Below are 24,123 nucleotides of genomic sequence, written 5' to 3'. Positions count from 1 at the left end.
GCTCCTGAAGAAAAAACTTATTGAGGCCGGCCGTTGAAGGCGGTGATGGCGCTGGCACCGATGCTGCCCAGGTTGCTGACCTGGAGCACCGCGCCGTGGGTTGCGGAGATACGCACGCTCTGCAAGGTACCCTGCACTTCGACGGCGGGCGTTTCCTTTGCAGACGTCTCCACTCGGATGGAATACTTGCCGGGCTCCAGACCCAGCGATTCCGGATCGATCTTGAAAGTGACTTCGCCAGGCTTGTGCGTCCCCAGCTGGATACGACTCTGCTGACCCGCGGAATCTTCCAGCACGACAGTGACCGTGCTGTTGGCGGATTCGAGCCCGAAGCGCCCGTGCACCACGCTCTCACCGATGACCACTTGATCGGTCACCGCCGTCACATCCGAACCGACCTGAGCACCGAGCGCCATCACTTGCATGCTCTGGAGCATCGATGCGCTGGCATTGGTCTGCGCGACCAGCTGTTGCATGGACTCGACTTGCGACAGCTGCGTCAGCTGGCTCACGAATTGGGCCGGATCGGTGGGCTCGAGCGGATTCTGATTCTTGATCTGCGCGATCAGCAGCCTGGTGAACAGCTGCGTCATGTCGCCATTGCCGGTGATCGAATTGGTCGCGTTCGAAGCGTTCGCGGCGGAATCGACGCCGTTGGTGCCGATGGTCATGCTTACTCCTCACCCAGCCGCAGCAGCGCCGACTGCATGGACTTGAGGCGGCTCAGCACCTCGACATTGGTCTCGAAGGCGCGCGAGGCGGACATCATGTCGGTCATCTCGGCGACGGAATTCACATTGGGGTAGAACACCACGCCTTCGGCGTTGGCGAGCGGATTGTCCGGCTCATATGCTTCACGCACCGGCTCGGTGCTCTGTACGACATCGAGCACCTGCACTTTTGCGCCAGCCACTCCGGTTGCATCGATGCCCTTCTGCTCGAACACAGCGGCGAATACCGGCTTGCGAGCGCGATACGCATCGACCTCCGAGCTGGCCGCGGTATCCGCATTAGCCAGGTTGCTCGCGATGGTATTGAGCCGCACACTCTGTGCGTTCATCGCGGAGCCGGCGATATTGGCGATATCACGAAATGACATTTACTAACCCTCGATGGCCTTCGCCAGACCGCGCAGCTTCATGCCGATGAAGGTCAGGGAGGTTTGGAAGTCGGAGGCATTCTGCGAGAATACGGCCTGCTCCACGCCCAGCTCGACGGTGTTGCCGTCGGCCGAGGGGTGATTGGGCACGCGATACTTCATGTCGGGCGCACCAGTGTCGAGCGCGAGGCCACCCTCGTCGCTGGCCGCCGTGGCACGAGCCAGGCTGGCGGCGAAGTCGATGTCGCGAGCCTGATAGCCGGGCGTGCTCTCGTTCGCGAGATTCGACGCCAGGACTTTAGTGCGCTCGGCGCGCAGACGCAGAGCGTCGGCGTGAATGCCCAGAGCTTTGTCGAAGTTGATGGCCATGGTCGTTACTATGAAACCGTGTCACTCGTTACTGTTGTTGCTGCTGCCCGCATCCGGTGCGTGGTCGGCAAGCGCGCTCGAAAGCTCTGTCGAACGCGTCGCGCGAGAACACATCAATCGATACGCCGAATCCATCGGCTGGGCGCAGCCACAACTTAAGCTCAAATTGACTACAGGGAATCTCGGTGGGTGTCCCGCCGACGCGCGTATAGAAACAATCGACGTCCGACAACCGTCACGCATGCGCTTCGCGGCGCTATGCAATGGCGAGAAGCGTGAGGTCGTGGTTCGAGCAACCATTGCTGCTGACGTGGTCGTTCTGGTGCACGACCAGAAAGCCGGCGTGCCCATTGACGAGTCCGCATTGAAACTGGAGCGGCGCGATGTCACGGCCACACCGGGCGCCGTCGCAAACATCGATGATGTCGCTGGCAAAACCAGTCGACGCGCCTTACGTGCCGGACAGTTGGTCGATCGCCGCTGGCTGAACGAGAGCGTGCTGGTGAAGCGCAACGCCAAGGTCACCATCGTCGCACGCAATGCAGGCGTCGAAGTGCATGTGGCCGCAGAAGCCATGCAACCCGGCCGTCGCGGCGAAATCATCTCGGTGAAGAACTCGGCGAATGGCACCGTCATACGAGCACGCGTCATCGGGCCCGACGCGGTCGAGCCGCTCGAGATTCCGTCGGGTACGACTCGATAGTCGTCAGGCCGGCGCATACGTTCCACCGCCGTCCGCCTGCAGCACTCGCTGCAGAATCTCGTGCTGATTCATCAGCAGATCGCAATTGCGCTGATTCAGGCGCTTGCACTCTTGCACCAGCTTCTCGAGCGACTGCCACCACTCGTCGAACGCCGGACGTGCGTTGGCGGGCAGGCGCGCGGACACTGCGGAGATCGTGACATTGCTCTGCTTGCCGACCAGCACCTTGGCCAGCGCCACACGCTCGGCACGACGCTTCTCCAACTGGGCAGTCAACGCGGAGATGCGCTCGGCGATGTCGCTGATCACGGCGGACCGATGCTTGAGCGCAGCTTCGAACTGCACATCCAGCAACTCGCGCAGCGTGCGGTAGTCGCCGAGATCGGCATGCACGCCTTTGATCAGACGGCCGAGCGCCTCACGCACTGTCATCTGCCACTCCGGTGATAGCGATCGATCAACGCCGCCAGCTTGGCGGGATTGAACGGCAGCTCGCCGCGCTCCAACGCCGTCTTCAAAGCCGCGACCTTTTCATGGTCGATATCGGGCATCTCGCTCATCGCCGCCATCGCGGGCTGCAGCACGCTCGACTGCAATTTCGACGGCGCGCTGGTCGCCGCGGTCGCGGGCGTGCGGATTTCAGCGGCTGGGGCGATTCCCGCCACCGGCGTGGCAGCGGCGCCCGGAACGACCTTCATGTTGGATCCTCGAGACTTGGTACGCATGACTCACATGTCCCTGTTGTGCAACTGGCCGCGCAGCTCATCCAGAGCGGCGCTATCGGGCAAACTGGTGCTCACGCCATCCAGCAGCGGCAGAGTGTCTGTCGGCGCACCGAACATCCGAGCGATGCTCTGCGCCTGGCCGCGAGTGAGAATGAGCAATTCGATGCGACGGTTTTCGGAAGCCGTCGTGTCGTCAGTATTGATCGGTGCGGTGTCGGCCTGGCCAACCACCTGCAACACGCTTTTGGTCGGCATGCCGCCGGCGAGCAGATAGCTGCGAGCCGCCATCGCGCGCTCGCTCGACAGGGTCCAGTTCGAGAACGCGGTGTAGCTCTGATCCGCGTACTGCAACGAATCGGTATGGCCGACGATCAACAGCTGATTGTCGATCTGCTCGAACAACGGGCCGAGATTCTTCAACAAGCGACGGAAGCGCTCGTTCGGCGCCGAGCTGCCGCGCTGGAACATGCCCTGCTTGTCCGTGTCATGCATCAGCACGCGCAGACCGTACGGAGTGATGATCGTGCGGACGTTGCTCGACAGGCCGACTTCCGCACCGAGCGCCGCCAACACCTGGGCCAGCTCGACCATGTCTGCATGCGACTCATAGTGCACCTTCGACAAGCGCATGCCCTCGCCCGGACCGGCCGGATCACGCTCGCCCGAGCTGACTGCACGCTTGGACAGCGTGTCGCCGTTACTCGGCAACGGATTGCGATCGATCAAACTGCCGCGCGGTCCGCCGAGCGACATGGACACTTTGCCGCGACCTTCGTCGATCAGACTGCCGCCGGCCGCCTTCAACAGGTCCTGCAGGTGTTCCGCCTGGCGCGAAGCCATCAGCCACATCACCAGGAACAGCGCCAACAACGCGAGACAAAAGTCCGCGAACGCGACTTTCCAAGCCGCGCTGCCGTGCCCGCCATCGCCATGACCGCGGGAGACGCGCTTGACGATGGTCTGATTGCCCTTGTCAGGCTGCTTGGCCACGTAAGTCTCCCTTACGACGCCGCGGCGTGGCCGGCTCTTCCTCGGCCTCGTCGGGATTGCGCAGCTTGTCGATCCAGCTTTCCAGACGCGCGAAGCTGGGCTTGGTATTCAACTGCACGAGGCGACGGCCAGCGTCGATCGCAAGCAGCGGCGGCTTGCCGGCCACGTGCGTCACCAGCACGACTTTCACCGAGTCCAGTGCCTGGCGCTCGTCGTCGACCAGCTGACGCATGCGATTGGAAATGGGGTCGAGCACGCCGTAGCACATGAAGATGCCGATGAACGTACCGACCATCGCTGCCGCCACGGCCATCGCCACTTCGCCCGTATCCGCGCCAGCGGCCACCGAGTTCATCGCCATTACGATGCCAAGCACCGCGGCCAGAATGCCGAAGCCCGGCATGGCGTCGCCGACTTTGCCGAGCGAGCGCGCCGGCTGCGACAGTTCTTCGTGAATCGCTTCGATTTCCTGTTCCAGCACGCCTTCCAGCTCGTGCGCGCTGATCTTGCCCATGGCCATCAAGCGGAAATTGTCGACGATGAAGTGCAACAGCTTCGGGTCGTTCAGGATCATCGGATAACGCTTGAACAGCTCGCTCTCGTGCGGCGCCTCGACGTGCGCGTCCAGCGCCTTCAGACCGCCGGCGGCCGTCTGCAGCAGTTCATACATCAGCAACAGCAGTTGGCGCTGAAACTCCTCGCCGTCCTTGCGACGACCGAGCACGTGCTTCACCTGCAGCCACATCTCGCTGAGCACGTGACGCGGATTGCCGAGGATGATGGTGCCCGCGCCGGCGCCGATGATGATTACCAGCTCCACCGGCTGCCAGATGACGCCCAGGTCTCCGCCGTGCAGCGCGAAGCCGCCGAACACGCACAGCAAAATGGTGGCTATACCAATGAGCGACTGCATCGATCTATCCTCGCTGCTACTGCAGCAGCTCCCGTAACTTCTTCAACGCCAGCTTGTTGATCTGGCACACCCTCGCCTCGGTCAGATCCAACACGCGGGCAATCTCTTTCAAGCTCAAGTCGAACTCGTAGTACAGCTGCACGACGCGCTGTTCACGATCGTTCAAACGCCGCAGCGCCTGCTCGATGCTGCGTTGGAGCAGCAGATGCGACTCCGGCGAATGCCGGCGGTCACCGGACTGCTCGGTGAGCTGCTGTAACAGCTCATCGAAATTGGCCAACTGCTCGGCGCTCTGCGCGAGCTGATATTCCTGGTACTGCTCGACCGTCAGCCCCAGCGCCTGCTGTGTTTCAGCAGCGGTCGGCTCGCGACCCAGCTTCCTCGCCAGCTCGCGGACGCCATCGCGCACCTTGTGCGTTTCCTGACGCACCGTGCGCGGGCGCCAGTCCTGCCGGCGCAGCTCATCGAGAATCGCTCCTCGCACGCGCACCGAGGCGTACGCAGGAAATTTCTCATCGGGCGTGCCGTAGCGACGCAGCGCGTCCAGCAGGCCCATCAAGCCAATCTGCTGCAAGTCGTCGCGATCGATACCGCCACCGGTCTGCAGCTCCAGCTGCTTGACCACGCGCTTCACGAGCGGCGCGTATGTCACCAGCAGACGCTGCTCGTCGGCTGCGCTCAACGGCGCGGCGACGAACTCATCTACTACTGCGTATCCAGCTTGCATGCTCGTGTTCAACTGGTGCGGCTATTCGACGATGAGCTTGCCGATCATCACGTCGACGAACGGACGCTCCTGCCGATCGCGGGCGTACCGATCCGAGAACGCCTTGTTCATCGTGGCAGTGAGCTCTTCCACCGTCATCTTGCCGGCGCGATCCATGGTCAGCGTCGACAGCTCTTTGACCGCGACACTACGCAGCAGCGGCATCTGTTCGCGCGCAATGCGCTCCTGCTTCTCTGGGGTTTTGAACACCAGATCGAGGGCGAGATAGTGAGGCGCCGGCTCGCCTTCCACACCCCGCAACATCACGATGACCTTTTCCAAGCTCACATATTTATAGATGCGGTCGTCGACCGGGGGCAGTTCCTCCTCCGGCACGGGCGCCGCCTCGGCTGACGCGATCGCGCTGCCGCCTTTCATCAGCCACCAGGTGGCGCCGACCCCGATGCCGACGGCGACGACCGCCACTCCCACCAGCGCGGCTACGATCTTTCCAAAACTCATGCGCCACGCTCCTCATCCACCGCGAGCGTGAATGACTTGGTTGATTCTTCGTTGCCTTCGGACAGCGCACGACCCGGCGTTTCGCGCTGTGCTTGAGACTGGCGCTGTCCCTGCTGGCTGGCGCTGTGCTCGCGCGAGCTATCCGATACGTGCACGGAGACGTCGCCGTTCTGACGATTGATCAAATCCTGACGCAGCGAGTCGCCGATACCGTGCAACTGACGCGCGACTTCAGCGTTGGTGGCGCGCAAATGAACCTGGATGTTGCCGCCTTCACGTTGAATTACGATCTCGATCGTGCCCATGGAAGGCGGATCGAGGCGAATCACCGCATGCTCGCTGCGCTGAGTGATCTGCAGGTGCAGACGGTCGCCCAGTGCAGCCTCCAGGGCCGAGCGCGGCGCATTCAGCGGCTGTGCGGGTTGCGTCGATACCGGAGCCAACACGCCGGGCTGCTGGTTGAAGCCTTCGACCAGAGCCTGCGCCAGTCCGGCATTGGTCAACGACGCGAGCTGCGTCACCGGCAGCGGCGACTGATTGTCCGTGAACACTGCGCCAGCGTTGCCTTTGGCCGCCATCGATAGCGCGGGCGCATTGATCGTGAGCGCGCCAAGCGCCGATGTTTCAGGCACTGCGGCCAGTACGCTCAACAATGTTTGCTCTCGCGGACCAGCCGACTGAGTCGGCAGCGATACCGGCGCGATCGGCTGTTGATTCTGCAGGTGTGGCTGCTGCGAGAAGCCCGTTGAGCGCTGCGCGTATTCCAGCGGCACAGTCACCGGCTGCGTGAATGTAATCAGGCCCGGGAATGCCGGCTGCACGTCGGTCGCATCTTCGGACAAATCCTCCGACGGCTCGCCGGACTCCGCATCGAACTTCGGCTGCTCCAGCAACCGCGGAGTGACGTTCAAGGTCGCGAGCGCATCGGCACCCAGCGATTGACGCAACTGTTCACCGAAGCGAATCGGCGTTACCGGCAGCGCGGGCGTCGGCAATCCCGGCGCCTGAGCAACCGACAGCAGCGGCAACCCGGGTTGTGCCCCCGCCGCCGACGCGTCAGCGCCGATGAGAGCGTTGCCGAATGCAATCGCGGTCATGGCCGCTCCTCGGCGACTTCGCCATTCATCGCATAGGCCAACCAGCCGGCCTTGTGCTCGCGCATCTGCCCGAGTCGAGCGTGCATGGCTTGCGTCTCGGCAACGCAGAGCTCGCGCGCCTGTTCATGAGCGCGCTGCACGGTGGCGAGCGCCATCATTTCCTGCTGTGACCACTGCCCCCACTCGGTCCGACGCATCAGCAGTTCGGCGAGCTGGCGATCGACGCTTTCGAGCAGCGTCCAGTCGCCGCGCTGAGAAGCGCTCAGCAGGTTGCGAGCAATGCTCATGAGTTGTGCGTATCGATCCATGACATCAACCCAGGCGCTGCTGCATGCCTTGCCAGCCGCGACGCAAGGTGGTCAGCAGCCCGGACACTTCATCGATGAGGGCCGGATCCAGATTGATACCGGCGCGATACAGACGATCGGCGCAGTATTCGTACAGCTGGCCCAGGTTCTGGCACACCTCACCTCCCTGCTCGAAATCCAGCGCACTCGACAGGCCATTCAACATGTCGACGCAACGGTCCAGGCTGCGGGCCTTCAACTCGTAACGCCGATGCTCGATGTGCGCACGGGCGCGCACCAGCTCTTCGAGCAGGCCGTCGGTCAACAACAACACCAGTTTCACTGGCGAGGCATGCGCGACCTGCGCGCCCAGGTTGACGCTGTGATAGCTGCGGTAGGCTTCTTGATTCACGGTCTTGTCTGCTCCTTGGATATCGCGCGCGTGTTAGCGGAACATGCTCACTTGCGCGAACAAGCCCGACGTCTGCTCCATCCGCGCCTGCAAGGTCGCCAGTTGCGTGAACTGCTGCAGGTAGCGCTGGTAGTAGCTGTCGTATTGGGCATCGAGGCGCGTCTGACGCGCCGAAAGATTCTTCTGCAGGATCTGAATGCTGTCCTGACGGGCGGCGATCTGACCGCTGCCGCTGGTGGTCCACTGACTCAGATACGTGCCCATGCTGCCCAACAAACCGGTGGGCGCGGACAGGCTGGTTTTGCCGAACACCTTGTCGAGCGCCGCCGGATCGGCGAGCAATGCTTTCTCCAGCCGATCCTTGTCGAGCGACAACTGGCCGTTGCGATCGGCCTTCACGCCCAGCTCCGTCAAGCTGATGCCGTCGTATTCAGCGCGCAGCAGGCTGTTGAGTTTGCTACTCAGCGCGCGGATGCCTGCATCGGAAGCGAACACGGCACCGGCCGAGTTCTCGCCGCCCGCCTTGGTGAGCGAATCGAGCGCCGTGCGCAGCGTGTTGTAAGCCTTGACGAAGCTCTCGACGTTGCTGGCTGTGCCGGACTTGTCGTCCGTAACCGTCAGCGTTAGCGGCGCGTCGGTCGCCGCCATGGCGCGGGTGAACGTGAGGCTCACGCCTTCGATGTTGTTGAACGTGTTGGTCGCCTGCTGCATGCGAACGCCGCCCTGACCACCGAGCCACACCACAGCATCCTGAGCTGCAGTGAGCTGGCGAGAGGTACTGAGCGCGTCCTGCAACGCGCCCCCCGGCAGGCCGCTGGCGTCAATGGTGATCGCGCCGTCCTCGCCCGTCTTGCTCGAGGTCAATAGCAGCTGGGTCTGACCATTGCTGGTGACTACCGACGCCACCACCTTGCCCTGATTGTCATTCGCCTGGTTGATGGCGCGTGCAATCTCGGCTTGTGAGATCGTGCCGTCGTTATCGCTGTCCGCGGCCACCAGATTCACATTGAACGAGCTGCCATCCTGCAGCTGCACGGTGATCGGTCCACCCATCGCCACCGGCACTGCGGGCAGATCTTCGAACACGATCTGATGCGCAGTCGCGAGCCGCTCGACGTGGAACTGATAGCTGCCGGCCTGCGCCTTGGACGTGGTGGTCGCGCTGGCAATGCCCTCGCTGCTGAAGGCCGCGGCAAACTGCTTCAGGCCCTTGCTGGAGGACAGCGTGTTGAGCGCGGTATTGAACGTACTCAGCGCCGAGCGCAGCGTGTTCAACGCGGTCGACTTCTTCTGCGCAGCCTGCGCCTGAGCCGTCAGTTGCTTCTGCATCGGCTGCGTGTACGCGGTTGCCAGCTGCGTAGCGGTGGTGACTGGATCGAGTGTGGCCATAAATTCGTCCTCGCAAGCAGAGTCCTTCAGTCGTGGAAAGGCGACAGAAACCGCGAGGAAATTAAGTGCTTCGTCGGATTTATTTACTTGTTACGCCACCAGACCTGCGACGCCAGCTCGTCCTGATGTTTCTGCTCCTTCACCTTTGTGACGTGGCGCACATTCGAGTGCTCACGCTGCAGTACTTGATCCAGCGCTTCGTGACGGCGCGCAGCATCGGCCAGCTCGCGCTGTGACAAGGCGAGCTGCGATTCGTGCAATGACAAATCGAGCCGGTGGGTGGCGGCCATTCTTAACATAGCTTGTTTGTAACCGGCGCGGTTCATGGCGAGCACGGGCGAGCCGCCGATCGGCCCGCTGCTGTGAGCCAGCTTCTCCAACGTGTTCACATTGCGCAGAAAACGCTCGCGTGTCGCACGCTTCTCGGCGACATCGGCGCTGAGCCGATCGACCTCGCGACTTTGCAGGTCGACCAGTCTTCCCAAAGAACGCAGACGCTGACGTTCGCTCATGCCATCAAACCTTCGAGTGCTGCGATGGTTTGCGTCAACGGCGCCGCTTCACGCGTGCCCTGATGCAGGAATGCTTCGATCTTCGGATACAGCTCGACTGCCTTGTCGGTCGCGGGATCGGCACCAGGCACATACGCGCCCAGCGGCAACAGATCACGAACCTGCGCGTGCTTTGCGACCATTCCGAGCAGCGCACGCGAGGCGCGCTGATGCTGCTGACTTGCCACCAGCGACATACAACGGCTGACCGATTGTGAGATGTCGATGGCTGGGTAATGACCTCGCTCGGCGAGCTGCCGAGTCAGAACAATGTGACCGTCGAGAATGGCGCGCGCCGTGTCGACGACCGGATCCTGCTGGTCATCGCCTTCTGCGAGCACGGTATAGATGGCGCTCATGCTGCCCTCCTCGCGCTCGCCGTTGCCGGCGGTCTCCACGAGTTGCGGGAGCAAACTGAACACTGAGGGTGGATAGCCACGAGTCGCCGGTGGCTCGCCCAGCGCCAGCGCAACCTCGCGTCGGGCCATCGCATAGCGCGTCAACGAGTCAACCAGCAGCAACACGTCCTTGCCCTGATCGCGAAAGTGCGCGGCGATGGAATGACAAATCTCGGTGGCACGCAGACGCATGAGTGGCGACTCATCGGCCGGCGCAACCACGACGATCGCACGCTTCATGCCCGCTTCGCCGAGCGACAGGTCGATGAACTCACGCACTTCACGGCCGCGCTCACCGATCAAGCCGACGACGACGATGTCTGCGACGGTCTGGCGTGTAATCAATCCGAGCAGCACGCTCTTACCGACGCCGCTGCCGGCCATCAAGCCGACGCGCTGCCCTTTGCCGAGGGTGAGAATGCCGTTGATGGCGCGCACGCCCACATCGAGCGCATCCTTCACCGGCTTCTTCTTGAGCGGGTTGACTCGGGGCGGCTGCATGTCCAGCACGTGCTCGCCGCCCAATCGACCGCGACCGTCAACGGGCTCTCCCAAGCCGTTGACGATCCGCCCCAGCCACGACGTGCCAATGCGCAGAGCATCGCGATCTGTCTGCGGCAACACGCGTGCGCCGGTGGCGAGCCCTTCCGGTCGCTTGAAGGGCATCAGATAAGAAACGTCCTCGCGAAAGCCGACGACCTGCGCGTCGATCCAATCGCCGTTGCCGGTCTCGACGCTGCAGCGCTGTCCGGTGCTCAACGGACAACCGCGGCTTTCCAGCAGCAGTCCGGAAGCTCCGACCAGCCGGCCGGTCGGTGTTGCAATCGGCACCGACTCCAGCTCGAGACCTCGTAAGGCGGCGCCAATCATGCGGCCACCTGATCGTCCTGGTGCGGCAACAGCCGCTCCTCGATCTGTTCCATGCATGCGGCCAGGCGCTGACTGCAACCCGCATCGGCTTCACGAGTCCCTGCCTTCACGCGACACTCGCCCGGTTCGAGCTTGTCGTCCGCCCACAGGTTCCAGCGCTCCGCCTGCCCCGGCTCGAGCTCGATGATCCGTTCGAGGTCCTCGGGATTCAGATAAACCGCAATCTCGTCGGCCGCGACGCGCGGCATGGTCGAGAGTGCTTCATCGACCAGCGTCAGCAGTTGCATCGGCTCCATCTGGATTTCTTTGCGAATGACCTGGCGCGCGACCTTGGCGACCAGCTCGATCACTTCCTTGCGCAAGGCCGTCTGATAGTCGGCCTGCATTTGTTTCAACTCTTGGAGCGCGGTGCTGACCGGCGCCGCCAAGCGCTCGAAGCGCGCCAGCGCTTCCTGCTTGCCAGCCTCGATGCCCTGCTGTTTGCCCTCTTCGCGCCCCTCGGCACGGCCCGTGTCAATGCCACTGCGCATGCCGGCTTCGTGACCTTCGCGATAACCGCGCTCCATGCCGCGCTGATAGCCATCGTGCATGGCCGATGTAACTTGCGACGGCATCGAGCCCGGTCCAGACCAGGCGTTCGGATCCGCCAGCTGCGCGAGCGCAGTGAATCGATGTGAGCGCCAGACGCGGCTCATTCCAACACCGCCTCGGCAAACAACTGCACTTCGATTTCGCCGGCATCGGCGAGCGCTTTGACCTGAGCCATGATTTCGTTGCGCGCCTGCTCGACCCGGCTGCGTGACAACGGACCGCTGCGACGCATGGTTTCTTCGAAGCTCTGCGCCTGACGACGCGGCATGGCGCGAATGATGGAGTCGCGCACCGCGGGCTCTGCGCCTTTGAGCGCGATCGCCCACTGCTCGACTGGCACGTCTTCCATGATTCGCAGCAACGTCGCCTCGGTCTGGCGCGAAAGAATGAAGAAGTCGTACATGCTGCGCTCGATCTCGGCGACCACATCGGCATCGTGACTGCGCAACACTTCGACCATCTTGGCGCGGTTGTCCGGCAGGCGATTGAGTATCTCGGCCACCTGACGCACACCGGCGACGCTCGTGCTCTGCAAGCCGAGGCTCGCAAGACAGCGCTCGACCAGCTCATCCAGCTCGACCAGCAGCTCGTGATCTACTTCGTTCAAGCGAGCGAGATTCACGAGCACCAGATCGCGAGTGCCAGCCGGCAGCGCGCCGATGACCTGGCCCGCAAGTGCGGGCGGCAGGAATGCGAGGAACACGGTCTGCATGCGCACGTGTTCCTGACTGATGCGCTCGGCGAGCCACTTCGGCGACGCCCACTGCAGGCGAGCGAGCTTCGGTCGGATGGCATCGCCGTAAATGCTGTTCAGAACGCTGTCGGCGATATCCGAGCCGAGCGCCAGATCCAGCGACCGCTTCAGATACGAGCGAGACGCGCCATGCACACCGCTCTGCTGACGATATTCATCGAAGAACCGTTGCAGCGACTGCTTGACCGCTTCGACTTTGATGCCGCTGATGCGTGACATCACCTGCGTCACTTCCAGCAACTCATCGCGCGACAAGCAGCGAAGCACAGCCGCGGCAGGCTCCTCGCCCATGCTCAGCAACACGATGGCGGCCTGCTCCAACGGCGAAGCGGCGGCCATTTGAGCGACTGCATTACTCGCGTCGGACATTCTTCTGCACCCACTGCTTCACGACTTCAGCGACACGCTCCGGCTCCTTGGCCGCGAGCGCGCGCAAATGATCAACCATCACATCGACCGGCGAGCCCGGCGGCGGCAGGTCGTAATCCTCCAGCAGCGGGCCAACCGGGATCGGTCCCTTGCTGGTATTCGCCGCCGGCAGCGCTGCCGCCACAGCGGCGCCTGCACTCGCAGCTGCCGGCATCGGCGTCGCTTCGATCTGCTGCACCGTCGGCGCCGGCAATTCCAAACGCTGCTTGACCATACGCAACAGCGGTCGAGCGATGAGCAGATAGGCGAACAGCGCAGCCAGGGCGTACGCCACATACGCGCCCATATCCACCATGCGGTCGGGCTGCTGCCACCACTCCGGCGCGACTGGCGGTTTGGGGAAGCCGAGCGCAGAAACCACCAGGCTGTCGCCGCGAGCGGTGTCGATACCGAGGCCGCTGTGCAGGATCTTGTCGATGTTGGCCAGCTCGGCTTCGCTCCAGGCGGTGCCATTGGGAGCCGCGGCATTGTTGAGCACGACCGCGACGCTCAGCTTCTTCAGACGGCCGCGACTGCGTTGAATCTGCGTGACGCTGCGGTCGTAAGCGAACTGTCGGGTCGCGGCATTGCGCTGCGTGCTGCTCTCTCTGGCAGCGCCAGCTTCGCCGTCGATGTCGACGGGACGATTGCTGAGCGAACCCGGCACACCGAGCGCCGTCGGCTCGCTGTCCAGCTCGGCACGCGTCGTTTCGTTCGTGACTTTGGGTGTGTCGCCGTACTGCTCGTGCGTCTCCTGCACTTTGTCGTTGTCGACGTCCGCCGTGACGCTGAGCTTGAAATTGTCGCTGCCGACGATGGGTGCCAGCAGATTCTGGGCGCTGCGCAGCGTGTCATCCCGATAGTGACCTGCCGCGTCGTTGACCTGCGTTGCCTCGAAACCTTCATTGAGATCGACGCGCGCGGACAACAGGTTTCCGGCCTGGTCCACCAACGTCACCTTGGCAGGATCGAGCCCGGTGGTGCTGGTGGCGACCATCTTCACGATGGCGGCAATCTGCTCGTTGGACAGCTGACGACCCGCCTTCAGGCCGAGCACCACGGAGGCAGAGCTCGGCTCGGCGGTGTTGACGACGAACGACGACGACTTGGCGATCGCGATATGCACGCGCGCCGTATCGACGGCGTCGATGGTCATGATGCTCTGAGCGAGCTCGCCTTCCAGACCGCGACGGAAGCGCACGTCCTGGACGAACTGGCTGACGCCCAACGGGTCGCTGCGATCCATGAGTTCGAGGCCGGCAGGCAGCTGCGCCACCACGCCTTTCGACGCGAGCAGCATGCGCACTTCACCGAGCCGGTTGGCAGGCACGAGCACCTGACCGGTATCGGGATGGATGCGATAAGGAATGTTGGCGCCGTCGAGCACGGACATCATGTCCGCGGCCGCGACCTTCTCGCGTGCACCAAACAGCGGCTTGAATGAAGACTGATCGCGCCACGCGAACATCAGCACCACGGCGGTGATGACGGTCGCCAGCAACACCAGTGGCATCAGGCCGCGCAACAACGCGGGCCATTCTGTGGGTGCGCTCGCCTGAGCATCAGGCGCGCTCGCAGCACCATTGCGCGGCCAGAATCTGGCCACAGCCGCTTTCAACGTATTGGTCACTGGGGCAGGCCTACAGCGGCAGCTTGATCAGATCTTCCATGGCACCGACGATTTTGTTTCGGGCCTGCATCAGCATGGAGAACGACAGACTCGCCTGTTGGCTGGCCAGCATGGCGCCCACCAGGTCGTCGCTTTGACCGGCGTCGACTGCCGCCATTCTTGCGCTGGCGTCGCGATCCTGTGCATCGACATTGTGTACGGCTTGCTCGAAGAACGAAGCAAAGCCATCGAGGCGTTGCGCTGAATCGCTGGCGCTTACCGGTGGTGGCGCGAGTTGCTGAAGTGAAGCGGCGTCTTCAGCAATGCGCGATTGAACTGCTTCGATCGCGGCCGCCATCGGGCTATGAGAAAACTGCGTTACAGGCATCGCTTAATCCTTTGACTCGTCTTGGTCGCTCAGGAACGCCGCAGTGCGCTGAGCCGTCCGTAGCCCGCAGCATCGACGCGCCCTTGCTTTGAGTTAAGTGCGCGAAATGCCTTTTGCTACGCGACGCACACTTTTCCCGGCAAATTCAGCGCATCCGCGCACACTCGTTTACGGCCAACCCTTAACGGGCAGATCAGACCGAACATGAGCGTGTCACACACCACCGGAATCGCAGGCGCTATTGCACCTGCAACGGGCGAATAGCGGCCAGACTGTGCTCGCGATTAAATTTTCGCTGCCATCTCGTGACGTGCTTCACAAGTGGCCAACACTTCGTGGTTTGCTTACTAAAGAATTTCTGGTGCACACGCGATAACCGCCTCGACGATGTTCTGTCACAAGAGCACGCACAATTTTTTCTTGAGGCGAGAGGTGGACGCGGCAACGATGAGTAACAGACAGCCCAACGTCCGCGCCCATACCGTCATCGACCCGCGCACCATGGGTCGTCCCGTGCACTTGCTCGGCGGCTTCGCCAATCAATTGCGCGACGACATTGCCGATTTTCTGCGTGCGCGCATCAATCGGCGCTACAAAGCCAGCTTTCAGATTGATGCAATCTCCTTCATCGCGGCTCCGGCAGACTCGCAACGCTGGTTGAGCTACGCAGCGGATGAAGGACGTATTCACTTTGTAATCGAGCGACCGCTGCTGTTGTGCCTGCTGCGTTATCGCTATGGCTCGCCGCTGCCCGAAATGAGTGCAGCGACTGACAGCGCTACACCGCCGCTCACGCCAGTCATCGAAGAGCCCGAGACCGCGACCGAGGAGCGCCTCGGCATCATGTTGGGTCAACAGCTCTCCGAGCTCGCCGTGCGCCGGATCGAATCCGCGCAACGCTCGCCGGCCGAGACACCTGCCGAAGTGACGTTCACCGAGGCTGCCTTGCACGGCGCGAATGACGGCGACTGGTTGTTGCGACTCACGCTCAGCGAAACCCGCTGCAATGTCAGCGGGGAATTGCTGCTAAAGATTTCCGCGGTCTGGATGAATCGCCTGCTGCAGGCGCTGGCGCCGGCTCGCGAACGCTCGAGACAAAAACAGATCACGGCAACGAAACCGTTCCCAGCACGCCTGCAGCTGACTTTGCGAGCGCGCCTGCTGGAAAAGGAGGTGTCGCTGGGGACACTGCTCGACCTACGACAGGGGGACGTACTGCCGATCAGCGTGGGCGACGCCGATGTCTTGATCGGTGACTCACGCCTTTTCACCGCCAGCGTCGCCGAACACCACGGCAAGCTGTGTCTCACTTCGTTGGCCGATGTAGATTGAACCTAGAGAAGCTCTGATTCATCGACTTCCCCGACTTCAGCAGGTTTGCAACTGGTTGCAATGCTTCGCCGATCGAAGTCGACAACGCCGATGAATGGCAATTGATCTGAAATTCCCAGGGATTGACCATAGTGAACACCCCATCGAATCCTTCCGACGACAATTTGCTGGCTGACCTCGAGGACGTACTCGAAGACGAGGCGCCTGCCGCTGCCCCGCCCGCTCCCGCCGCGCCCAAGCGCAACTTCGCGGCAATGATGCGCCGGATCCCGGTGACGCTGACTCTCGAAGTCGGCTCCGCCAAACTGTCTTTGCAGGATCTCGCCGAGATCGAGCGCAATAGCGTCATCGAGCTGGACTCTCTCGCCGGCGAGCCGCTGATCATCAAGGTCAATGGCACCGCAATCGGCCGCGCCGAGGTGGTCGTCAGCGGCGAGAACTACGGCCTCAAAGTGATCGAGCTCAGCGATCTGAACCTGGACTCGCTCACGTCATGATCTTTTCGCAAGCGCAGGCCCTCCTGCGCTGGAAGTGGCCGCGCCTGATCGCGGCCGCCGCGCTGCTGCTCGGCCTGTGCTCTGCGGCGGGCGCGGCGCCGATCGAAATCATCGGCACCAGCGCTGACGGCAACTCCACCGAATTCACGGTCAAGACGCAGGTCTTGATCATCATGACGCTGCTCGGGCTGCTGCCCGTGATGGCGCTGATGATGACCTGCTTTACGCGCTTCGTGATCATCCTGGCGTTGTTGCGTCAGGCGCTCGGTCTGCAACAGGGTCTGCCGACCCGGATCGTCACTGGGGTCGCACTGATTCTGACGTTGCTGGTCATGCGCCCCATCGGCGAACAGATCTACAGCGAAGCGCTGGTGCCATTCGACAATGAGACGATCACTTTTCAGCAGGCGCTGAAGAATGCCGAGGCGCCGCTGTCGCGCTTCATGCTGGCGCAGACTCATAAAGGCGCGCTGACACAGATGGCGCAGCTCGCCGGCGAATCGAACATCACCGATCCGACGCAGCACGGCTTTCTGGTGAAGCTGTCGGCATTCGTGCTCAGCGAGCTCAAGACCGCGTTCCAGATCGGCTGCATGCTGTTCGTACCGTTTCTGATCATCGACCTGGTGGTCTCTTCGGTGCTCATGGCCATGGGCATGATGATGTTGTCGCCGCTGGTCATCTCGCTGCCGCTGAAGCTGCTGCTGTTCGTGCTGGTGGACGGCTGGACGCTGACCGTGCAGACGCTGGTCGGCAGTGTTCAGGCCTATTAGCGAGGTTGCACCCGAATGACTGCCGATATCGCCGCCTCCCTGGTCAGCTCCGCGCTGCGACTGACGATGTTGCTGGTCAGCGTGCTGGTCGTGCCCGGCATGCTGGTCGGCCTGGTCATCGGTCTGTTCCAGGCCGCGACACAGATCAATGAGCAGACGCTGAGTTTCCTGCCGCGTCTGTTGGTCACGTTGCTGGCAATCGCGTTGGCCGGTCACTGGATGGCGGCAAAACTCATGGACTTCTGTGTCGCCGTGTTCCAAGGCGCGACGCAGTTGACGGGTTGACACCCACGCCATGGAAGCGGTGCTCCTCCAACAACTTCCGAATCTGCTGAGCGCGGTGTGGTGGCCGTTTTGCCGCGTGCTCGGCATGATCAATGCCGCGCCCATCATTGGCGAGAACATGGTGCCGATCACCGTGCGCGTGCTGTTGTCGGTCGTGCTCGCGGTGATCTTCATTCCCGTCGGGCAGCCAGTGACACCGATCGAGCCGCTCTCATTGCAGGCACTCGTGCTCACGGCGAATCAGGTACTGATCGGTTTCGGTCTCGGCCTCGCCTTTCATCTGACGATGGCCGTCATGCAGCTGCTGGGCTTCGTGGTGTCCTCGCAGATGGGCTTGTCGATGGCCATCATGAACGATCCCATGACCGGCACGTCCTCCGACGTGATCGCCACACTCTTCTATCTACTGTGCATTCTGGTGTTCTTCGGCATCGACGGACATCTGATACTGGCGCAGGTCATCGGCGCCAGCTTCCACACCTGGCCAGTGGGTGGACCGCTGGATATCGGCACTTTGCGCGATATCGCGTACAACGTTGGGTGGGTGTTCTCCGCGGCATTGTTGCTCGCCATCCCGGTCGTGTTTTCCACCATGGTGGTGCAAATGGGCTTCGGCCTGTTGAATCGCATCGCGCCGGCGTTGAATCTGTACGCGCTGGGCTTCTCGGCCATCATCATGTTCGGGCTGTTCATGCTGGGCTACGTGGCACGAGTGTTGCCCGCTCACTATTTACGACTGACGCAGCAGGTGCTCGAGCTGCTGCGCCTGAAGACGGGGTGACGCCATGTCCGAACCCCAACAAGACGACAAGAGCGAAAAAGCATCCGCCCAAAAGCTGCGCAAATCCCGCGAGAAGGGTCAGGTTGCACGCTCGAAGGACTGGACCACCGCGATCGGCATCTTTCTGTGCCTGCAGCTGGCAGTGTTCCTGCTGCCTGGCTATCTGGAAGATTTCCGCCAACTGTTCGCACGTAGCTTCGTGGCAATGCATCAGCCAGGCGATCTGGAGAACGCGAACTCCACGCTGTTCTCATCCACCATGACGCTGCTGTTCAAGATGTTGCTGCCGCTGCTGTTCCTGCCGCTGCTGGTGGCCCTCGGCTCGGTGTTTCCGGGCGGCTTCGTGGTGAGCCTGACGCCGTTGAAGCCGCGCCTCGACAAGTTCAATCCGCTCAACTACTTCAAACGTATGTTCAGCCAGCGTCATCTGATCGAGACGCTGGCCTCGATGCTCAAGGCTGCGACGCTGATCGCAACCATGTGGTGGGTCACTCGTAACAACGTCGCCGACTTCATGCAGCTGCAGTCCCGCACGCTGCCCGAAGCCATCAAGGGCGCCGCGGACCTGTGGCTCGGCGGTGTCATGTGGTTGTGCGCGGTGTTCATCGTCTTCGCCCTCATCGATCTGCCCATCCAGAGCTTCGTGTTCATGCGTGAGCAGCGCATGACCAAGCGCGAGGTCAAGGAAGAGCACAAGACCGCTGAAGGCCGACCCGAAGTCAAACAACGCATCCGTCAGATCCAGCAGAAGATGTCGCGCGGCGCCGTTCGCAAGTCGGTACCGACTGCGGATGTGGTCATCGTGAATCCCGAGCACTACGCCGTCGCGGTGAAGTACGACGAGAAGCGCGCGCACGCGCCGTTCGTCATTGCCAAGGGTGTCGACGAGATGGCGCTGTACATCAAGGCCGTCGCCATCCAGCACGACGTCGAAGTCGTCACGCTGCCGCCGCTGGCGCGCGCCATCTACAACACCAGCCAGGTGAATCAGCAGATTCCGGCGGCGTTGTACGAAGCCGTCGCCAGCGTGCTGGCGTACGTGCTGCAGATCCAGGCTTTCCGCAAGGGCCGTCGCAACGTGTTGCCGACGCTGCCCAGCGATCTTTCATTCCCACGTTTCGAAGGGTAGCCGTGCATGAGCGCCGCGCCTGACAATTTCCTGAGTCGCACCGTCCAGTCGCTCCGCCAGCATCGCGCGGCGGTGCCGGTGTTCCTGATGGCACTGCTGGCAATGATTATCTTGCCGCTGCCGCCGGTGCTGCTGGACGTGTTGTTCACGTTCAACATCGTGCTCGCGTTGATCGTGGTGCTGGTCAGCGTCACGGCGCGCCGGCCGCTGGACTTCACGGTCTTCCCGACCATCATTCTCGCCACCACGTTGATGCGACTGGCGCTGAACGTCGCGTCGACGCGCGTCGTGCTGCTACATGGTCATGAAGGCACGCACGCCGCCGGTAGCGTCATCGAAGCGTTCGGTCATGTGGTGATCGGCGGCAACTTCGTCGTCGGTCTGGTGGTGTTCATCATCTTGATGATCATCAACTTCGCGGTCGTGACCAAGGGCGCCGAGCGAATCTCCGAAGTGTCGGCGCGCTTCACGCTGGACGCGTTGCCCGGCAAGCAGATGGCCATCGACGCCGACTTGAACGCTGGCCTGATCAATCAGGAGAAGGCTCAGCTGCGACGCCGCGAAGTCGCGATGGAAGCGGACTTCTACGGCTCGATGGACGGTGCGTCGAAGTTCGTGCGCGGCGACGCCATCGCCGGCATCCTGGTGCTGCTGATCAATATGGTTGGCGGTGTGATCATCGGCTCGGTGATGCACGACCTGTCGTTCGGCGAAGCGTTCAAGCTGTATGCCCTGCTCACCATCGGTGACGGCCTGGTCGCGCAGATTCCGGCACTGCTGCTGTCGGCCGCGGCAGCGATCATCGTTACGCGTGTCAGCGACTCGGGCGATTTCGAGCAGCAGGTCGGCTCGCAGATGCTCGCGTCGCCGAGCGTGCTGTGGGGCGCGGCCGCCATGATGCTGGTGCTGGGTTTGATCCCCGGCATGCCCTGGCTGGTGTTCCTGTCGTTTGCCGCCGTGCTGGCGTTTGCCGCGTGGCGCATGACCAAACGTGCGGTGGCCAAGCCCGATGAGAATGCAGCGGCCGAAGCTGCCATCCTCGCGCAGCCGGCACCCGAACTGGACTGGCGCAGCCTGCCCTTCGTCGAGCCGCTCTCCGTCAGTGTCGGCTACAAGCTGGTGAACCTCATCGATCGTGGCCAGGGCGCACCGCTCGATGGCCGGCTCAAAGGCATTCGACAGCAGCTGAGCGAATCGATGGGCCTGCTGCTGCCGCCCATTGGCGTGCGTGACGATCTCACCTTGCCGCCCACCCAGTATTCGGTGCTGCTCAATGGCAGCGTGATCGCCGAGGCGGAGATTCAGGCTGACAAGCTGATGGCCATCGCTTCGGCGCAGGTGTACGGCACGATCGACGGTATTCCGGGCGTCGAGCCAGCGTATGGCATGCCGGTCATCTGGATCGCCGCGTCGGAGCGCGCCAATGCGCTGGGCCTGGGTTATCAGGTCGTCGATGGCGCCAGCGTGATTGCCACGCATGTGTCGAAGCTGGTGCGCGAACATCTGTCGGAGCTGGTCCGTCACGAGGACGTGCCTGCCCTGCTCGAGCGACTGGGGGCGTTGTCGCCGAAATTGTCAGCAGCGGTCGAGAAGGCGCTCACGCACAGCCAGCTGTTGAAAGTATTCCGGCTGCTGCTGGCAGAGAACGTGTCGTTGAAAGACATCGTGCCCATCGCCACGACGCTGCTGGAGAGCTCGGAGACCACCAAGGATCCGATTCTGCTCGCCGCCGAGGTGCGCTGTGCCCTGCGCCGGCAGATCGTGAGCTCGATTCTCGGCAAGGCGCCGCAGATGAAGGCCTTCAATCTCACTGGCGAGCTGGAAAACATGTTGCTCGGCTCGCTCAACCAGGCGACGCAGTCGGGCAAGGTGGCATTGGACAACTACCCGGTCGACCCGAATCTGCTGTCGCAGCTGCAGACTAACATGCCGGTGATGCGCGAGCAGATGAAGCAACAAGGCGTGCCGCCGCTGCTGCTCGTGATGCCGCAGATTCGCCCGCTCCTCGCACGATATGCCCGGTTGTTTGCTCCGGGTCTGTCGGTGCTTTCGTATAACGAGATTCCGGAGCATAGGGACATCAGCATCATCGGGTCTCTGGGCTGAGCTCCGCGCGCGGTCGCAGCTGCAGAGTCACGATCGCGGCTTCCGCCGCAGCTCGAAACAGCGACGCCGACGGCAACTCGACGATGAGATGCGGCGGCAGCATGCTCGATGAGTTCTCGTTGACGACGCTGAGCAAAGCATTGCCCTGCGTGACCTGCGCTCGTCGCAGCCGTAAGCCAGCGCGACTCAACGACGAGGCGATGCTCGGCAGCGCTTGCTGAACTGCGAGCAGACTCGAGCGCTGCTCGCAGGCAACCAACAATTCCACATCGTCTTCCGACGCTTGCACGTGCAGCACGATGCCGCCCAGTGACGGGGGCGAAAGTCCCAGCTGCAACGCCAAGGGCAAACCGCGACGTGCGGGCTTGCGACGCGCTCTGTCGATCGCGACGACCAAACGTAGCATCAACTGCATACCCGCCCACGCGTACACTGGCAGCAACCAGCGATCGTGTACGGTTGGATTCGGCGTGAACATTGTGTCGCGGAACAGGGCCGCAGTGCCTGCTCGCGCTCCAGTCGGATCGGCGCCGGCGTAACCTGGCGGACGAGTCCAATGATCTTGAGCGAGCGCTCGCCATGAAGTCGCCAGAACCGCGGGATCGGGCAATTGCCATGCGATCTGCTTGAGCACGGCTTGATCCAACTGCATGGCTCTATATTGAGTCAGCGGCGGTGCCAAGTTGCCGTTAGTCGCGTTCGCATTCGGCGCTTCGCGAAAAGCCAGCTCCAGATGCGGCTCGGTCGCCAGGACTTGCATCAGCAAGGTATCGCCGCGTCGCAGCCCTTCACCCAGCCTGTTCAATCCTACCAGGCGCAGCTCGGTGCCGTTGGCCATGGTCACGAGCAGATCGTCGCCGGCGGCATCGGCCAGTGTCAGCAGCAGCGTATCGCCGCGTGTCGGCAACTGACTGCGCTCGCCGGTATGCTGCTGCGTCACTCGCGGCTGTACGATCGCGGCGACTCTTTCCACCACAGCCATATCATCCCCTGGTATGTGGCTCGTTATAAACAAAGGGAGCCAGCCGTTATCACGGACTGGCTCCCGTGTCTCATGAGGGCCGTGCCATCAAGACCACGGCGTGCTCACTATTACTGCATCAGAGACATCACCAGCTGCGACAAGCTGCTGCTCTGCTTGAGGGCCGACGTGCCAGCCTGCAACAGCAGCTGCTTGCTGGTCGAGTTCGACGTTTCCAGGGCGTAGTCCACGTCCATGATGCGACCCTTGGAAGCGGTCGTGTTCTGGATCATGTTGCCGAGGTTGTTGTACACGTGCTCGAGGCGGTTCGAAGCAGCACCGAGCTGCGCGCGCACCGTGCCCACTTCCGTCAACGCGTCGTTGATGGTGGTGATGATGCCGTTGTCACCCGTCAATTCCGTGCCGTCCGCCGGAGTGGCGAAGCCGGCATAGTTGGCACTCACGTCGGCGAGCGCAGTGGCCAGGTCGCCGAGGCTGGTTTCCGTGTCGACTTCCATCGTTTCGTCGGCACTGGCGCCGATCTGGAACGTGATCGCCGCGGACAACAAGCCGCCGGTGCCGTCGGTGTTCGTGCCGTCCGAGAACAGACGCTGACCGCCGAACGAAGTGGTACGGAAGATGTTGCTCAGTTCCAGACCCAGCGCGTCGAATTCCGCCTGCAGCGCGGCCACGTCATCGGTCGTCGACGAGGCGTTGTACGCTTCGGTCGCCAGATCCTTCATACGCAGCAGCACGTTGGTCATTTCCGAGAACGCGCCTTCGGCGGTCTGCATCATGGAGATGCCGTTCTGCGTGTTGCGCTGAGCGACGGACATGCCGCGGGTCTGGGCGTCCAGACGGGTGGCGATCTGCAAGCCGGCGGCGTCGTCCATCGCGCTGTTGACGCGGTAGCCGGTGCCCAGGCGGGTCAAAGAGGTGGTCAGGGACTTCTGCGTGTTGCCGACCGCATTCTGCGAGGACAACGCCGCAGCGTTAGTGTGAAGAGAAAGCATTGTGAAACTCCTGGTGGTTGTCGTCTTGAGCGCGACACCAATCAATTCCTCGCGCTCTCATCCTTGAAGGCGACGGGCCGTGCGGAGTTCTTAAGCAGTGACAGCTCCGGATTTTTCGTGACGGCCATCGCAGTCGATCGCAATAAAAAGGGAGCCAACCGTTCGCACGGTTGGCTCCCTTGTCTGCATGACAGCCGCGCCACCAGGACCGCGGCGTGCTCACTATTACTGCATCAGAGACATCACCAGCTGCGACAAGCTGCTGCTCTGCTTGAGGGCCGACGTGCCAGCCTGCAACAGCAGCTGCTTGCTGGTCGAGTTCGACGTTTCCAGGGCGTAGTCCACGTCCATGATGCGACCCTTGGAAGCGGTCGTGTTCTGGATCATGTTGCCGAGGTTGTTGTACACGTGCTCGAGGCGGTTCGAAGCAGCACCGAGCTGCGCGCGCACCGTGCCCACTTCCGT

At 62.4% G+C, this 24,123-nt stretch carries 30 protein-coding genes; 8 read left to right on the top strand and 22 right to left on the bottom strand.

Annotated features, from left to right (window positions below; genetic code table 11):
• Positions 1-17: 17 nt before the first annotated feature.
• Genes D0550_RS18415 through flgB form a run of 3 tightly spaced genes read right to left on the bottom strand, consistent with a single transcriptional unit; the run spans position 18 to position 1,468 of the window.
• Positions 18-671, bottom strand: coding sequence for a flagellar hook capping FlgD N-terminal domain-containing protein (locus D0550_RS18415; RefSeq protein ID WP_116810660.1), 654 nt, complete (start codon positions 669-671; stop codon positions 18-20).
• Positions 672-673: 2 nt separating this feature from the next.
• Positions 674-1,099, bottom strand: coding sequence for a flagellar basal body rod protein FlgC (flgC, locus tag D0550_RS18410; protein ID WP_116810659.1), 426 nt, complete (start codon positions 1,097-1,099; stop codon positions 674-676).
• A 3-nt stretch (positions 1,100-1,102) separates the two neighbouring features.
• Complete coding sequence (gene flgB, locus D0550_RS18405; protein ID WP_116810658.1) at positions 1,103-1,468, bottom strand: flagellar basal body rod protein FlgB; 366 nt, start codon at positions 1,466-1,468, stop codon at positions 1,103-1,105.
• 10 nt (positions 1,469-1,478) lie between these two features.
• Between flgB and flgA the strand changes: the two genes are divergently transcribed.
• Positions 1,479-2,171, top strand: a complete 693-nt coding sequence (gene flgA, locus D0550_RS18400; protein ID WP_161965913.1) for a flagellar basal body P-ring formation chaperone FlgA — start codon at positions 1,479-1,481, stop codon at positions 2,169-2,171.
• A gap of 3 nt (positions 2,172-2,174) precedes the next feature.
• Here flgA and flgN read toward each other — a convergent pair whose 3' ends face one another.
• The 16 genes from flgN to fliE form a co-directional block, all read right to left on the bottom strand.
• Complete coding sequence (gene flgN, locus D0550_RS18395; protein ID WP_116810657.1) at positions 2,175-2,603, bottom strand: flagellar export chaperone FlgN; 429 nt, start codon at positions 2,601-2,603, stop codon at positions 2,175-2,177.
• The gene (gene flgM / locus D0550_RS18390; protein WP_116810656.1) at positions 2,600-2,869 is read right to left on the bottom strand and encodes a flagellar biosynthesis anti-sigma factor FlgM; all 270 of its coding nucleotides are present in this window, start codon (positions 2,867-2,869) and stop codon (positions 2,600-2,602) included. The genes flgN and flgM overlap by 4 nt, the downstream gene beginning before the upstream one ends.
• A gap of 30 nt (positions 2,870-2,899) precedes the next feature.
• The gene (locus D0550_RS18385) at positions 2,900-3,886 is read right to left on the bottom strand and encodes an OmpA family protein (protein WP_116810655.1); all 987 of its coding nucleotides are present in this window, start codon (positions 3,884-3,886) and stop codon (positions 2,900-2,902) included.
• Positions 3,870-4,799 carry a flagellar motor stator protein MotA gene (gene motA, locus D0550_RS18380; RefSeq protein WP_116810654.1) on the bottom strand — a complete coding sequence of 310 codons (930 nt, stop codon included), beginning with the start codon at positions 4,797-4,799 and terminating at the stop codon, positions 3,870-3,872. The genes D0550_RS18385 and motA overlap by 17 nt, the downstream gene beginning before the upstream one ends.
• Positions 4,800-4,815: 16 nt before the next feature.
• Positions 4,816-5,526 (bottom strand): FliA/WhiG family RNA polymerase sigma factor, encoded by a 711-nt coding sequence (locus D0550_RS18375; protein WP_116810653.1) that lies wholly within the window; start codon positions 5,524-5,526, stop codon positions 4,816-4,818.
• A 21-nt stretch (positions 5,527-5,547) separates the two neighbouring features.
• Positions 5,548-6,027, bottom strand: coding sequence for a flagellar basal body-associated FliL family protein (locus tag D0550_RS18370; RefSeq protein ID WP_116810652.1), 480 nt, complete (start codon positions 6,025-6,027; stop codon positions 5,548-5,550).
• Positions 6,024-7,124, bottom strand: coding sequence for a flagellar hook-length control protein FliK (locus D0550_RS18365; protein ID WP_116810651.1), 1,101 nt, complete (start codon positions 7,122-7,124; stop codon positions 6,024-6,026). Before D0550_RS18365 ends, D0550_RS18370 begins: the two co-directional genes overlap by 4 nt.
• A complete protein-coding gene (locus D0550_RS18360) occupies positions 7,121-7,432 on the bottom strand; it encodes a hypothetical protein (protein ID WP_116810650.1) in 312 nt (103 codons plus the stop codon). Before D0550_RS18360 ends, D0550_RS18365 begins: the two co-directional genes overlap by 4 nt.
• 4 nt (positions 7,433-7,436) lie before the next feature.
• Positions 7,437-7,823: a flagellar export chaperone FliS gene (fliS, locus tag D0550_RS18355; RefSeq protein ID WP_116810649.1), complete on the bottom strand. Its 387-nt coding sequence runs from the start codon at positions 7,821-7,823 to the stop codon at positions 7,437-7,439.
• 33 nt (positions 7,824-7,856) lie between these two features.
• Positions 7,857-9,212, bottom strand: a complete 1,356-nt coding sequence (fliD, locus tag D0550_RS18350; RefSeq protein ID WP_116810648.1) for a flagellar filament capping protein FliD — start codon at positions 9,210-9,212, stop codon at positions 7,857-7,859.
• Between the two features lie 83 nt (positions 9,213-9,295).
• Positions 9,296-9,724: a flagellar FliJ family protein gene (locus D0550_RS18345; protein WP_116810647.1), complete on the bottom strand. Its 429-nt coding sequence runs from the start codon at positions 9,722-9,724 to the stop codon at positions 9,296-9,298.
• Positions 9,721-11,031, bottom strand: coding sequence for a flagellar protein export ATPase FliI (gene fliI / locus D0550_RS18340; RefSeq protein ID WP_116810646.1), 1,311 nt, complete (start codon positions 11,029-11,031; stop codon positions 9,721-9,723). Before fliI ends, D0550_RS18345 begins: the two co-directional genes overlap by 4 nt.
• A complete protein-coding gene (gene fliH, locus D0550_RS18335) occupies positions 11,028-11,726 on the bottom strand; it encodes a flagellar assembly protein FliH (protein ID WP_116810645.1) in 699 nt (232 codons plus the stop codon). The genes fliI and fliH overlap by 4 nt, the downstream gene beginning before the upstream one ends.
• Positions 11,723-12,745: a flagellar motor switch protein FliG gene (locus D0550_RS18330; protein ID WP_116810644.1), complete on the bottom strand. Its 1,023-nt coding sequence runs from the start codon at positions 12,743-12,745 to the stop codon at positions 11,723-11,725. Before D0550_RS18330 ends, fliH begins: the two co-directional genes overlap by 4 nt.
• On the bottom strand, positions 12,729-14,297 hold the full coding sequence (gene fliF / locus D0550_RS18325) for a flagellar basal-body MS-ring/collar protein FliF (RefSeq protein ID WP_116810690.1): 1,569 nt from the start codon (positions 14,295-14,297) through the stop codon (positions 12,729-12,731). Before fliF ends, D0550_RS18330 begins: the two co-directional genes overlap by 17 nt.
• Positions 14,298-14,424: 127 nt before the next feature.
• The gene (gene fliE / locus D0550_RS18320) at positions 14,425-14,781 is read right to left on the bottom strand and encodes a flagellar hook-basal body complex protein FliE (protein ID WP_275129254.1); all 357 of its coding nucleotides are present in this window, start codon (positions 14,779-14,781) and stop codon (positions 14,425-14,427) included.
• Positions 14,782-15,228: 447 nt separating this feature from the next.
• Here fliE and D0550_RS18315 point away from each other — a divergent pair, with 447 nt between their 5' ends.
• The 7 genes from D0550_RS18315 (at position 15,229) to D0550_RS18285 (ending at position 21,684) form a co-directional block, all read left to right on the top strand.
• Positions 15,229-16,113 carry a FliM/FliN family flagellar motor C-terminal domain-containing protein gene (locus D0550_RS18315; protein ID WP_161965912.1) on the top strand — a complete coding sequence of 295 codons (885 nt, stop codon included), beginning with the start codon at positions 15,229-15,231 and terminating at the stop codon, positions 16,111-16,113.
• 131 nt (positions 16,114-16,244) lie between these two features.
• Positions 16,245-16,610 (top strand): FliM/FliN family flagellar motor switch protein, encoded by a 366-nt coding sequence (locus tag D0550_RS18310; RefSeq protein WP_206606387.1) that lies wholly within the window; start codon positions 16,245-16,247, stop codon positions 16,608-16,610.
• The gene (gene fliP / locus D0550_RS18305; RefSeq protein ID WP_116810641.1) at positions 16,607-17,383 is read left to right on the top strand and encodes a flagellar type III secretion system pore protein FliP; all 777 of its coding nucleotides are present in this window, start codon (positions 16,607-16,609) and stop codon (positions 17,381-17,383) included. The genes D0550_RS18310 and fliP overlap by 4 nt, the downstream gene beginning before the upstream one ends.
• A 15-nt stretch (positions 17,384-17,398) precedes the next feature.
• Positions 17,399-17,668: a flagellar biosynthesis protein FliQ gene (gene fliQ / locus D0550_RS18300; protein WP_116810640.1), complete on the top strand. Its 270-nt coding sequence runs from the start codon at positions 17,399-17,401 to the stop codon at positions 17,666-17,668.
• 10 nt (positions 17,669-17,678) lie between these two features.
• Positions 17,679-18,449, top strand: a complete 771-nt coding sequence (fliR, locus tag D0550_RS18295) for a flagellar biosynthetic protein FliR (protein ID WP_116810639.1) — start codon at positions 17,679-17,681, stop codon at positions 18,447-18,449.
• 4 nt (positions 18,450-18,453) lie between these two features.
• A complete protein-coding gene (locus D0550_RS18290) occupies positions 18,454-19,578 on the top strand; it encodes an EscU/YscU/HrcU family type III secretion system export apparatus switch protein (protein ID WP_116810638.1) in 1,125 nt (374 codons plus the stop codon).
• 6 nt (positions 19,579-19,584) lie between these two features.
• Positions 19,585-21,684, top strand: coding sequence for a flagellar biosynthesis protein FlhA (locus D0550_RS18285; protein WP_116810637.1), 2,100 nt, complete (start codon positions 19,585-19,587; stop codon positions 21,682-21,684).
• On the opposite strand, the gene D0550_RS18280 is transcribed toward D0550_RS18285, so the two are convergent.
• The 3 genes from D0550_RS18280 to D0550_RS18270 all read right to left on the bottom strand — a co-directional run.
• Complete coding sequence (locus tag D0550_RS18280) at positions 21,665-22,666, bottom strand: flagellar hook-length control protein FliK (protein WP_116810636.1); 1,002 nt, start codon at positions 22,664-22,666, stop codon at positions 21,665-21,667. The genes D0550_RS18285 and D0550_RS18280 overlap by 20 nt on opposite strands.
• Positions 22,667-22,776: 110 nt before the next feature.
• Positions 22,777-23,658: a flagellin N-terminal helical domain-containing protein gene (locus tag D0550_RS18275; RefSeq protein WP_116810635.1), complete on the bottom strand. Its 882-nt coding sequence runs from the start codon at positions 23,656-23,658 to the stop codon at positions 22,777-22,779.
• Between the two features lie 225 nt (positions 23,659-23,883).
• Positions 23,884-24,123 (bottom strand): flagellin (locus D0550_RS18270; RefSeq protein WP_275129253.1); only part of this gene is annotated, 240 nt, incomplete at its 5' end.

The sequence above is a fragment of the Steroidobacter cummioxidans genome (genome assembly GCF_003104955.1).
The sequence above is the reverse complement of the archived record's forward strand: the minus strand, read 5'-3'. Positions and strand labels throughout refer to the sequence as shown.

Bases quoted from the DNA above. Each gene is read 5' to 3' on its own strand.
- D0550_RS18360 (WP_116810650.1), bottom strand. From the start codon at position 7,432: ATGGATCGATACGCACAACTCATGAGCATTGCTCGCAACCTGCTGAGC.
- D0550_RS18345 (WP_116810647.1), bottom strand. From the start codon at position 9,724: ATGAGCGAACGTCAGCGTCTGCGTTCTTTGGGAAGACTGGTCGACCTG.
- D0550_RS18315 (WP_161965912.1), top strand. From the start codon at position 15,229: ATGAGTAACAGACAGCCCAACGTCCGCGCCCATACCGTCATCGACCCG.
- fliQ (WP_116810640.1), top strand. From the start codon at position 17,399: ATGACTGCCGATATCGCCGCCTCCCTGGTCAGCTCCGCGCTGCGACTG.
- D0550_RS18280 (WP_116810636.1), bottom strand. From the start codon at position 22,666: ATGGCTGTGGTGGAAAGAGTCGCCGCGATCGTACAGCCGCGAGTGACG.
- fliH (WP_116810645.1), bottom strand. From the start codon at position 11,726: ATGAGCCGCGTCTGGCGCTCACATCGATTCACTGCGCTCGCGCAGCTG.
- D0550_RS18275 (WP_116810635.1), bottom strand. From the start codon at position 23,658: ATGCTTTCTCTTCACACTAACGCTGCGGCGTTGTCCTCGCAGAATGCG.
- D0550_RS18415 (WP_116810660.1), bottom strand. From the start codon at position 671: ATGACCATCGGCACCAACGGCGTCGATTCCGCCGCGAACGCTTCGAAC.
- D0550_RS18370 (WP_116810652.1), bottom strand. From the start codon at position 6,027: ATGAGTTTTGGAAAGATCGTAGCCGCGCTGGTGGGAGTGGCGGTCGTC.
- fliP (WP_116810641.1), top strand. From the start codon at position 16,607: ATGATCTTTTCGCAAGCGCAGGCCCTCCTGCGCTGGAAGTGGCCGCGC.
- motA (WP_116810654.1), bottom strand. From the start codon at position 4,799: ATGCAGTCGCTCATTGGTATAGCCACCATTTTGCTGTGCGTGTTCGGC.
- flgB (WP_116810658.1), bottom strand. From the start codon at position 1,468: ATGGCCATCAACTTCGACAAAGCTCTGGGCATTCACGCCGACGCTCTG.
- fliI (WP_116810646.1), bottom strand. From the start codon at position 11,031: ATGATTGGCGCCGCCTTACGAGGTCTCGAGCTGGAGTCGGTGCCGATT.
- flgM (WP_116810656.1), bottom strand. From the start codon at position 2,869: ATGAAGGTCGTTCCGGGCGCCGCTGCCACGCCGGTGGCGGGAATCGCC.
- flgA (WP_161965913.1), top strand. From the start codon at position 1,479: ATGAAACCGTGTCACTCGTTACTGTTGTTGCTGCTGCCCGCATCCGGT.
- D0550_RS18365 (WP_116810651.1), bottom strand. From the start codon at position 7,124: ATGACCGCGATTGCATTCGGCAACGCTCTCATCGGCGCTGACGCGTCG.
- D0550_RS18290 (WP_116810638.1), top strand. From the start codon at position 18,454: ATGTCCGAACCCCAACAAGACGACAAGAGCGAAAAAGCATCCGCCCAA.
- flgN (WP_116810657.1), bottom strand. From the start codon at position 2,603: ATGACAGTGCGTGAGGCGCTCGGCCGTCTGATCAAAGGCGTGCATGCC.
- flgC (WP_116810659.1), bottom strand. From the start codon at position 1,099: ATGTCATTTCGTGATATCGCCAATATCGCCGGCTCCGCGATGAACGCA.
- fliE (WP_275129254.1), bottom strand. From the start codon at position 14,781: ATGCCTGTAACGCAGTTTTCTCATAGCCCGATGGCGGCCGCGATCGAA.
- D0550_RS18330 (WP_116810644.1), bottom strand. From the start codon at position 12,745: ATGTCCGACGCGAGTAATGCAGTCGCTCAAATGGCCGCCGCTTCGCCG.
- D0550_RS18375 (WP_116810653.1), bottom strand. From the start codon at position 5,526: ATGCAAGCTGGATACGCAGTAGTAGATGAGTTCGTCGCCGCGCCGTTG.
- fliF (WP_116810690.1), bottom strand. From the start codon at position 14,297: ATGCCACTGGTGTTGCTGGCGACCGTCATCACCGCCGTGGTGCTGATG.
- fliD (WP_116810648.1), bottom strand. From the start codon at position 9,212: ATGGCCACACTCGATCCAGTCACCACCGCTACGCAGCTGGCAACCGCG.
- D0550_RS18285 (WP_116810637.1), top strand. From the start codon at position 19,585: ATGAGCGCCGCGCCTGACAATTTCCTGAGTCGCACCGTCCAGTCGCTC.
- fliR (WP_116810639.1), top strand. From the start codon at position 17,679: ATGGAAGCGGTGCTCCTCCAACAACTTCCGAATCTGCTGAGCGCGGTG.